Annotated in this window: 6 protein-coding genes; 2 read left to right on the top strand and 4 right to left on the bottom strand. The window is 41.0% G+C overall.

Annotation, left to right across the window (positions count from 1 at the left end; all coding sequences use genetic code 11):
- Positions 1 to 45 precede the first annotated feature (45 nt).
- The 4 genes from ovoA to HWQ36_RS30730 all read right to left on the bottom strand — a co-directional run bounded on the left by ovoA (position 46) and on the right by HWQ36_RS30730 (position 6,612).
- Positions 46 to 1,395, bottom strand: coding sequence for a 5-histidylcysteine sulfoxide synthase (gene ovoA / locus HWQ36_RS30745; RefSeq protein WP_292709891.1), 1,350 nt, complete (start codon positions 1,393 to 1,395; stop codon positions 46 to 48).
- A 227-nt stretch (positions 1,396 to 1,622) separates the two neighbouring features.
- On the bottom strand, positions 1,623 to 2,597 hold the full coding sequence (egtD, locus tag HWQ36_RS30740; protein WP_292709889.1) for an L-histidine N(alpha)-methyltransferase: 975 nt from the start codon (positions 2,595 to 2,597) through the stop codon (positions 1,623 to 1,625).
- 1,050 nt (positions 2,598 to 3,647) lie between these two features.
- On the bottom strand, positions 3,648 to 5,804 hold the full coding sequence (locus HWQ36_RS30735) for a polyribonucleotide nucleotidyltransferase (RefSeq protein WP_292709887.1): 2,157 nt from the start codon (positions 5,802 to 5,804) through the stop codon (positions 3,648 to 3,650).
- A gap of 262 nt (positions 5,805 to 6,066) precedes the next feature.
- Positions 6,067 to 6,612, bottom strand: coding sequence for an N-acetyltransferase (locus tag HWQ36_RS30730; protein ID WP_292709885.1), 546 nt, complete (start codon positions 6,610 to 6,612; stop codon positions 6,067 to 6,069).
- Positions 6,613 to 6,755: 143 nt separating this feature from the next.
- Here HWQ36_RS30730 and HWQ36_RS30725 point away from each other — a divergent pair, with 143 nt between their 5' ends.
- Positions 6,756 to 10,091, top strand: a complete 3,336-nt coding sequence (locus tag HWQ36_RS30725; RefSeq protein ID WP_292709883.1) for a DEAD/DEAH box helicase — start codon at positions 6,756 to 6,758, stop codon at positions 10,089 to 10,091.
- A gap of 98 nt (positions 10,092 to 10,189) precedes the next feature.
- Positions 10,190 to 11,026, top strand: a complete 837-nt coding sequence (locus HWQ36_RS30720) for an SWIM zinc finger family protein (RefSeq protein ID WP_292709881.1) — start codon at positions 10,190 to 10,192, stop codon at positions 11,024 to 11,026.
- Positions 11,027 to 11,154: the final 128 nt, after the last annotated feature.

Genomic DNA, 11,154 nt, shown 5'->3' with positions numbered 1-11,154 from the left:
GAATTACGAATTACGAATTACGAATTACGAATTACGAATTACGAATTACGAATTATTTGAATGCTTGATATCTTGAACAATCCTAAAACCTGCGTGTTGATAAAAATTGGGACGGAACCAGTTGCGATAATATTTTAAAGCTTCTGTACCGTTAGTTATCCAGCATCCTCCTAACATCATCTGATGTTTATTATCAAAAAAGATGGCAGAATTATCTTCGTAAAGGAAATGAGGCTTATATCCTGATAAAGGATTTAAATTATCACTCAAGTGTTCCCAAACATTACCGCGTAAATCGTACAATCCAGAATAATTTTTGGCGGTTTCTAACATTCCCACTGGAGTAGGTGAGCCAAATTTTAAATTGATATTGTAATTGTCTACATCTTCTACCAAAGCACTACCATAAGTTGCTAAATGATATTCGGCTTCACTCATTAAACGAGTATCTTTACCTTGCCAACGACAGTAAGCTATTGCTTCGTAGTGATTGACCTCTACAGGCCAATCTAAGGGTAAGTCGATTTCATCAAACATGGCTCGATATTTGTAACTGCCATTTTGAGGTATCCAAAATTTGGGATATTTGATGTTGTTTTCAGTTTTCCAATGCCAAGATTCTTCATCCCAATACGCTTGATTTTCGTAGCCACCAGCCTTGACAAAATAAATAAAATCGGCATTGGTAATCAGATATTTACTGGCTAAAAAAGGTTGTACTTCAACAGTGCGATCGCCATAATCAATATCCCATCCATAAGTCGGATCGTCAAAGGCTTTACCGAGTTTTACTACCCCACCCGCAACTTGTATCATTTCGTTTTGAAGAGTGTAACCATTAAAAGGTGCATATTGCCAGTTTTGAGGACGTTTCACTCTCTCAATCGGTAGTTGGCGAATTAACATCGAAGAGGTTTCAATATGAATACGCTGATGTTCAATCCCCATCATTAAAGCCCAAAGGGGATGAGTGGGATGAATTGGCAGAGTAATTGGGGTTGTTTTAATTACTTCATAAATTACGGAATATGCTTGTTTTCGGTACTCCCAAGTTTGTGCAACTTGTGGCCATTCCAAATGAGCGATCGCTTCATCCAATTCCTCTGGTATCTCTGGATCAACTCCAATTTCAAACAAAATTTCATAGTCGGGATTGATCCTTTTTTCTAATAATCCAACGCAAATTAATTTATTGATATAGAAAACAGCCGAATGTCCCAGATAAAAAATTAGAGGATTTCTCAGAGGATCGGGATTGAGATAAAATGTATCTTCTCCTACTAAACTTTTCATCAGCATATCTTCCAGTTGCCAAGCATTCTTAAAATAATCGAGGATAACTTGGCGATCGCAACTATCTAATTTAGGTGGAGGAGTAGATTGAAGAGTGTTCATGATGTAACTAAATTGCTGTTATAGAGACGATTAACTCTGGTTGATTCACTTGACAAACTTAATTAAAAAATTGTTAAGGTTAATTGTTGATTGCCTTGCGACTCTGCTAAATGAAACATATCCATGAACAAACAAATGCCACTTACTTAAGCATTTATAAATGGCTTAATATTTAAAGCCTAATTCACGGATATGTCTATTGAAATTAAACTTTGGGTAAACAAAATTTAAGCTTGACAAAGAATTAACCCAAACCACTGATTGGGATCTGTCCAAGTTTTCAGAGTCTTAAGTCCATGTGTCTCCAGTTGTTTTTGCATAATTACTAAATCAAACTTGCGAGAAATTTCGGTGAGAATGCTCTCTCCATCTGCAAAGCTAACTTGTAAATCTAGCGCTTTTAAAGATACCTCATGACTCTTTTGGCAATGCAGATACATTTCAATTTGGGCATCATTTTGATTATAAATAGCTTGGTGAGTGAAGAAATTGAGGTCAAAATTGCCTTGAAAACGCCAATTTAGATGGGAAAGGATATTTAAGTTAAAAGCAGCCGTTACTCCCTGACTATCATTATAAGCTGGCTCCAAAATTTCCTTGGGTTTTTGTAAATCAATCCCCAAAAGAAAGTAGTCACCTGCTTGTAAAGTCCTAGTAATTTGGCTTAAAAAATCATCACATTCTCGTGGGTTAAAATTCCCAAGAGAACTACCCAAGAAAAAAATCATCCGTGATGCTGCAAATGTTGATTCTAGCTTCATCAAGGCTTGTTCGTAGGTTCCTATTAATCCCTCAACAAATAAATTTGGATATTTATGTTGTAGTTTTAGTACGCTAGATTTAAGGATTCCATGACTAACATCAATGGGTATATATCTACAGTAGCTTGCAATTTTTTGGTAAGCATCTAACAAAAAGAGAGTTTTTGTAGAACTGCCACTGCCTAATTCTACAAGTTCACAATTACCTGTTGTCTGGGCTATTTCATCGGCATATTGACGCAAAATCCATGCTTCTGTTCGTGTTGGGTAATATTCTGATAATTCACATATTTGTTCAAATAGTTCCGAGCCGTAATCATCGTAAAAATATTTAGGGGGTAAAGTTTTGGAACTTTGAATTAATCCTTGGATGACATCTTCACCTTCATTGTTAAGAGCTTGATAATGCTCATTAAGAGATTTTAGATATGTTGCTAACATTGTGTCAATATCTTTAGTTCTGAATGAAGTATTTAATATGACATATTTAGTATTTAATAGCAAGGTTTATTTCTAAGTAATTAATAATTGATTAAAATACGAAAAATCTCTCGATTTAGTGTGGTATTAAAGCAGGTTTTACTAATTTAATATTTGATGATTTATTCAACTATGAGCTAATAAATCATTCGGTAGGAATAGACATAACTATATTATTAAAGGTAAACATTATCTACTACTGAGAAATGGCGAAGCTCATAAGTTAGCTTTATTGATGACAACTTACATTTTAGTTAAAAATAATTGGAGCTTTGGTAGCGATCGCAAAACCCAAAAAACTCTTTATCGCTTATTGTAGAGACGCGATAAATCGCGTCTGAAAAACTAACACGTTAGAGAGACGCGATAAATCGCCGTCTCTACAAAGAATCTACTCGTCAATTATTCCTTGACAGACTACTATTTCCGACTTGTGTGTACACCATAGCCTTTTAGCGCTCTTTTATGACTCTGATGAAAGAAAAAATGTAGGTTGGGTTGAACTTTAGTGAAACCCAACAAAACCAAGGGTTTTTCGTGTTGGGTTTCGTCCCTCAACCCAACCTACTCGTAAATTTATCAAAGCCTTAAAAATCAAGGGTTCTGAATTTTTATTTAACGAGAGTAATAGAAGAGCGTTAGGAGAGAGGCTTTGAATTTTACTTCCCTTGCCTACAATTTCAATGCAATTGAGAATCGCTAAGTAGCTGAACAAAAATATTTACAGTCATTGTGTAATTAATTCTGTCTGACTACTTATCGGGTATTAAGTAGATAAAATTAAACATAAAATAAATCCTACTTTTGAGAGATGAATCGCTCAAAAGTAGGACTATTAGGACTAAAGTCCTTTTTACAAACTTTAATTGATTTAAACTTATCTTTTATAGTTATTAAAGAGATTTACAGGTATGAGTTTGAATAATATTTAGTGCAATTAGAGAAGCATACGGCGATGCCTTCACAGTAGGCATCGCGGATTTTAGATCAAATCTAAAATCCCAAATCGAGTTACCGATTCACCGCCGCAGCTTCTCTTGCTGCTGCTGCTTGATCTGGGTGGATACCCAAGCGGGTGAGATTAATCCGACCTTTGTTATCAATTTCACGGACTTTGATAATCACTTCGTCGCCCACTGCTACTTCATCCTCAACTTTGCCAACGCGGTAGTCAGCTAGTTGTGAGATGTGGATCATCCCTTCTTTCCCAGGCAGAAATTCCACAAATGCACCTATCGGTATAATCCGAGTAATGCGTCCTGCATAGACATCGCCTTCGTGCAGCTTGCGAGTCATGCCTTGGATGATGTTTTTGGCTCTCTTGGCCTTGTTCTCATCCACAGCCGAAATTGTCACCGTGCCATCATCTTCGATGTCAATTTTTGCACCAGTTTCTTCTGTGATGCCCTTTATAGTCTTGCCTCCAGGCCCGATGACCAGACCAATCATATCTGAATCAATCTTGATTGTTAACAGACGTGGGGCATAAGGTGAGGTTTCAGTCCGTGGTTGCTCGATGCAGGCGAGCATTTTCTCCAGAATGTGCAACCTGGCTGCTTTGGCTTGGTGGACGGCTTGGGAAATAACATCCAACGACAAACCGGAGATTTTCATATCCATTTGCAAGGCGGTAATTCCGGTATCCGTCCCCGCAACTTTGAAGTCCATATCGCCCAAGAAGTCTTCAATGCCCTGAATGTCGGTGAGGATTCGCACTTCGTCCCCATCCTTAATCAGACCCATTGCTGCGCCACTGACGGGTTTGAGAATTGGTACACCAGCATCCATGAGGGCGAGGGTGGAACCGCAGACTGAACCCATTGAGGTGGAACCGTTGGAAGAAAGTACTTCCGATACGATGCGAATCACGTAGGGAAATTGTTCTTTTGAGGGTAGCACAGGAATTAGCGATCGCTCCGCTAATGCTCCGTGACCGATTTCACGCCTTCCTGGAGAACGCATTGGCTTGGTTTCCCCGACAGAGAACGGCGGGAAGTTGTAATGATGCAGATAACGCTTATGTTGGTCTAGCTGCATATCATCGTTGAGGTTTTGAGCATCCCCTGGTGTACCCAAGGTACAAGTGGATAATACCTGAGTTAGTTCTCGGTTAAATAAACCGCTACCGTGGACTCGCTTTGGTAAGACACCAACTAAACAAGAAACACGTCGAACTTCATCAAGTTTACGACCATCAACGCGAACATTATCTTCGATGATTTGCCGCCGCATGAAGTATTTGGTAATGTCTTTAAAAGTGTTACCAAGTGCCTTGCTATTTGCAGTTGCGGCAACTCGAATTGGATCTTCTTCTGGCAGTTCCTTAATCGTCGTGGCAATTTCATCTTTGACGACATCTAAAGCTGCATCGCGTTCGGGTTTGGTGAAGGTAAATTGAGAGAGGATTTTCTTAATCTGACCGTTAGCGCGATCGCGGATATAATTTTCTAGCGTCTGGTCTACTTGTGGTGGTGCTTCTTGCACTATCACTAGACCCAGTTCAGCTACTAAATCTTGCTGCGCTTTGATTAAGTCCCGCACTGCTTCATAACCAAAGTCAATCGCCTCGATGATATCTCGCTCTGGCAACTGATTAGCTCCCGCCTCCACCATGATTACGCCATGTGGTGAACCGGCTACTACTAGATCCAAATCTCCGGCTTCAATTTCTGCATAAGTGGGGTTAATAATGAAATCATCTCCCACTAAACCAACGCGAACTGCTGCCATTGGCCCATTAAAAGGAATCTGGGCAATCAGGGTAGCGATGGAAGCGCCTGTAACTGCTAGCACATCGGGTGGAACTAACTCGTCCATCGATAGAGTTAAGGCGATAATTTGCAGGTCATCCCTTAACCATGAGGGGAACAAGGGACGCATGGGACGGTCTATAAGACGGCTGGTGAGAATTGTTTTTTCTGGTGGACGACCTTCCCGCCGCATGATCCCGCCGGGAATTCTACCAGCTGCATACAGTCTTTCTTCGTAATCTACTGTGAGGGGAAGAAAATCAATGCCTTCTCTGGCTTGCGATCGCGTAGCTGTCACTAAAACGGATGTGTCCCCTGATTCTATCAAAACCGACCCACCTGCCTGGGGAGCTAGTAAGCCTACTTTCAGCCGAATATCCCTGCCATCGAAGGATATTGACTTATCAACTTCTGTCATTCAGTTTTTTTTCCTTCTCTTTCGCTATTCTCTTTCTGTGGCAATCCTAACATTTATGCACTAGGGCTGACTTCTAGTACATACAAAGATAGAGAAGTGGTTCTCGACCCAGTGAGGCACAATTTTGACCTCTCTCCAAACCTCTCTCCTAAGAGGAGAGAGGCTTTGAATTTTTCCCCCTTCCCGCGTCGGGAAGGGGGTTAGGGGGTTAGGTTTGTCTGCATACGTGTACCTCACCGAATTGAAAATGGCTAGAAGCCCTTCAACCCAAAGGACGATACATTATCAGCGCGTTTACTACTTGTTCATCCCCTAGCTTCGCCGCGCCCGGAATTCGCCCAATAATCTTAAATCCTAACGACTGCCAAAGTGTAATTGAAGGTATATTAGTCTCAAAGACCAAATTAAACATCACTGCTTCGTAGCCCAGATTTGCTGCTATCGAAAGCATAGCCTCTCCCATGAACCGTCCTAAACCCTGACCACGTAATCCAGGTTTTACAATAAAACCAGCGTTGCAAATATGGCTACACCGACCGGGAAAGTTTGGCTTTAAATAAAACGCCCCTAATATTTCTTTTGGCTTGTGTGTAGGATCTACAACAGATGTCCTGACAACAAAGGCATCCTTGCTTAACCAGTAAGCTGAAAATTCTGTAGGAGATAGAGGTTGCTTTTGGGGATAAGTTTTACCTTCAACAATTACAACATTGAGTAATGCTCTTACACCCTCGTGTTCGTGAGGATGTATATAATCCAGTTCCACTAACATCCCGTTTTTTAAGACTTTAATTAGGTGAAAATTCATTATTAACAATGTTTATATGGAATATTTACTTAAATATTTATTATATGAGAAACTTCGACCATAAATCTTTTTGAGAAGATGCAATAAATCGAATAATTGCGATTTTAATTCTAGAGTTTTGGGAAAATCTGAGTAGTTAGCAAATGGCGATTTTACACGGTAATTGGTTACTAAAAAATCAAAAGGGTTGTTTATTTATTTGGGGAGAAACTTGGCGATCGCCACGAGTTAATTTCGAGTCTAATGGATCTGGAGATATAGCAGTACATCCATTGGCAATGACATCAGTGGAGTTGAGTGAGTGGTTGGTTTCCCAGAAGATGGCGATTACTAACTTTATCCAGCAACCCCAAATTGCGATGCCTGAGTTGGGCAAAGCGATCGCTACTACTGGGCGAACCCGGAAAGCAGCTAGTGCCACTGAGATCAGTTTACCAACGCATTCACAAATAATTGCCCTACCAACTTATATCCCCGAAGACAGTGCAGAAGGAACATCTACGATTTTTCCAGTACATTCTGCCAGCTTGGGACTAGAAACAGACTCTCCCCAATATTTGCAACCGTGGCGAGTAGAGGGTTTTTGTCTCAACCCCAGCGAGGCGGTAAAATTTCTCGCTGCTGTTCCCCTAAATGCTGCTAAAGGGGAAGATGCCTTTTTAGGAGGAGATTTACGTTTTTGGTCGCAAGTTGCCCGATGGAGTTTAGATTTAATCTCGCGGTGTAAGTTTTTACCAAGAATTGATCGACAATCAGACGCTGAATTTGCTGCTAAATGGCAAGTACTTCTAGACAGTGCTGTAGATGGAACTCGCCTAGAAAAATTTTCTGCGGATATGCCGTTGGTTTGTCGTACTTATCAGGGAGTGGGGAGTGGGGAGTGGGGAGTGGGGGAAGCAGGGGAGCAGGGGAGCAGGGGAGCAGGGGAGCAGGGGGGAAATAACCAATGCCCAATGCCCAATGCCCAATGCCCAATTTATGTAAACTTCCCCGCCGAACCTCAAGAATTACTTTTGGGATTTCTCAACAATACAATAGATGCCCAAGTGCGAGAAATGGTAGGTTCTCAACCTCCAATTGAAGCTAAAGCGATTGCATCTTTACCATCTGCGGTGCGACAGTGGTTGCAAGCTTTAACCAGTGCATCTCATCCAGTTAATGCAGATGCCATTGAAGTGGAACGACTGGAAGCGGCACTGAAGGCTTGGACTATGCCGCTACAATACCAGTTAACTCTTAAAACTCTATTTCGTACCTGTTTTCAACTGTGTTCTCCAGAGTCTGGCGAAACAGAGTGGACATTGGCATATTTTTTGCAAGCTGCTGACGATCCTGAGTTTGTGGTGGATGCGGCTACTATTTGGAACAATCCAGTTGAACGATTGGTTTATGAAAATCGCACAATTGAGCAACCACAGGAAACGTTTTTGCGAGGATTGGGGCTAGCTTCCCGATTATATCCAGTGATCGCACCCAGTTTTGAAACCGAATATCCCCAATTTTCTCGTATCACCCCCATCCAAGCTTATGAGTTTATCAAAGCTGTAGCTTGGAGATTGGAAGATAGTGGTTTGGGAGTAATTTTACCTCCCAGCTTGGCGAACCGCGAAGGATGGGCGAACCGTTTGGGTTTGAAAATTACTGCCGAAACCCCGAAGAAAAAGCAGGGACGTTTAGGGTTGCAAAGTTTGCTGAATTTCCAATGGCAATTGGCAATTGGCGGACAAACTATTTCTAAAGCTGAGTTTGATAAACTTGTGGCTTTAAATAGCCCGCTAGTGGAAATTAACGGCGAGTGGGTAGAATTGCGGCCGCAAGATATCAAAACAGCCCAAACTTTTTTTACCACTCGTAAAGACCAAATGGCCCTTTCCTTGGAAGATGCCTTACGTTTCAGTACAGGAGATACCCAGGTAATTGAAAAATTACCTGTGGTTAGCTTTGAAGCATCTGGGGCATTACAAGAGTTGATTGGGGCGTTAAGTAATAATCAAGCGATCGCACCTTTACCTACACCAACAGGCTTTAAAGGGCAGTTACGACCGTATCAAGAACGTGGTGCTGCTTGGCTGTCATTCTTAGAACGTTGGGGTTTGGGTGCGTGTCTCGCCGACGATATGGGACTCGGTAAAACCGTGCAGTTCATTGCCTTTCTGCTACATCTCAAAGAACAGGATGCACTCGAAAATCCAACACTACTAGTTTGTCCAACTTCGGTTTTAGGTAACTGGGAAAGAGAAGTCAATAAATTTGCACCAAGCCTGAAAATTTTGCAATATCACGGCGACAAACGCCCAAAAGGGAAAGCGTTTTTAGAAGCAGTAAAAAAACACGATTTAATCGTCACCAGCTACTCACTTCTTCATCGAGATATCAAGTCATTAGAAAGTGTCTCTTGGCAGATAATTGTTTTAGATGAAGCCCAGAACGTGAAAAATTCAGAGGCGAAGCAGTCAAAAGCAGTGCGGCAATTAGAAGCTACATTTCGGATTGCGTTGACGGGGACACCAGTAGAAAATAGACTGCAAGAACTCTGGTCTATTTTAGATTTTCTCAATCCAGGATATTTAGGCAACAAGCAATTTTTCCAGCGTCGGTTTGCCATGCCAATTGAAAAGTACGGTGATACAGCTTCTTTGACTCAGTTACGTTCATTAGTTCAGCCATTTATCCTGCGGCGATTGAAAAGCGATCGCGACATCATTCAAGACTTGCCAGATAAGCAAGAAATGACCGTATTTTGTGGACTTACTGCCGACCAAGCCGCACTTTATCAACAAGTTGTAGAACAATCTTTAGCAGACATAGAATCTGCGGAAGGATTGCAACGTCGAGGGATGATTTTAGCTTTACTAATCAAACTCAAACAAATCTGCAATCACCCAGCCCAATATTTGAAACAGGCGACATTAGAGCAACATAATTCAGCCAAACTGCTGCGGCTAGAAGAAATGTTAGAAGAAGTTTTAGCAGAAGGCGATCGCGCTTTAATCTTCACACAATTTGCTGAGTGGGGTAAATTACTTAAACCCTATTTAGAAAAACAGCTTGGACGAGAAATATTCTTTCTATATGGTAGCACCAGTAAAAAACAACGAGAGGAAATGATCGACCGTTTCCAACATGACCCCCAAGGCCCACCAATTATGATTCTTTCTCTAAAGGCCGGTGGTGTAGGATTGAATTTAACCAGAGCCAATCATGTATTCCACTTTGATAGATGGTGGAATCCAGCCGTAGAGAATCAAGCCACAGATAGAGTATTTCGGATTGGTCAAACCCGGAATGTGCAAGTACATAAATTTGTTTGTACAGGCACTTTAGAAGAAAAAATTCATGACATGATTGAAAGTAAGAAACAACTAGCTGAACAAGTTGTGGGTGCTGGTGAAGAATGGTTAACTGAAATGGATACAGACCAACTCCGCAACTTACTACTACTTGACCGCAGCGCAGTAATTGACGAAGATGCAGAATAAGTTCGTAGTAAGGACTTTAGTCCTTAATTTGAGCGCTTTAGCGCTTACTACAAACCCTCAAAATTAGTGTAGCCGACTACCAAGTTTTTAAATTAATTATGACTAATTACACATTACAAGCAAGTCGAGAATGGTGGTCACAACAATGGCTAGATTTGCTAGATTCTTATCGCTTTAAAAAACGTTTAGAACGTGCGAGAAATTATGCTCGTCAAGGAAATGTTTTGAGCATCGAATTTAAAGGTGCAAAAGTATTGGCTAGAGTACAAGGTAGTGAAATAGAACCTTATAAAGTTTCTCTTTCCCTTGAACCATTTAGCGATGAACAATGGGGTTATGTAATTGAAACCATGTCCCAAAGGGCAATTTTTGCTGCCAAGCTACTAGCAGGAGAAATGCCACAAAATATAGAAGAAGTGTTCACGGCTAATGGTCTTTCGATATTTCCTTTTACCCTTGGTGATGTCCATAGTAAATGCTCTTGTCCTGATAAAGCCAATCCCTGTAAGCATATTGGTGCGCTATACTATCAGTTAGGCGATCGCTTTAGCGAAGACCCCTTTGTACTCTTTCAATTACGCGGACGCACTAAAGAGCAAATTATCAGCGATTTACGTCAGTTACGTAGTGAGAAGATTCAACCCAATACCATAGAAACGCCTGATATTCAACAGTCAATTCCTAATAACAAATACTCGGTAAAAATTGATTCCTTCTGGCAATATAACGAACCTCTAGAGTCATCTTTGGTAGTGATTGCACCTTCCACTAGCGAGATAGTATTAGATGTATTAGGAGCGATACCCCTTGCGAAAGAAGAGGAAAATGCAGTAAATTCAACTTCAAGTGAAGTGGTAATGAAGTATTTAAATACAGTTTACAGAGATGTGAGCCAGAAGGCTTTTTTAGCAGCTATGAACGTGGCAGGAATTTGATCGTAATTCGTAATTCGTAATTCGTAATACTTCGACTTACCTCCAGGGTTAGCGCGTCTCAAACCCTATTGACAGAGGGATTATGGCAGAGGGTCTGAGTTTGGGAGAGCCGCAGCCAAAACAGAAAC

This window comes from Nostoc sp. NMS2 (assembly GCF_017115105.1).
Lineage (GTDB): Bacteria > Cyanobacteriota > Cyanobacteriia > Cyanobacteriales > Nostocaceae > Nostoc.
Note: the sequence above shows the minus strand (reverse complement) of the source record. Positions and strands in the feature narration are given on the sequence as shown.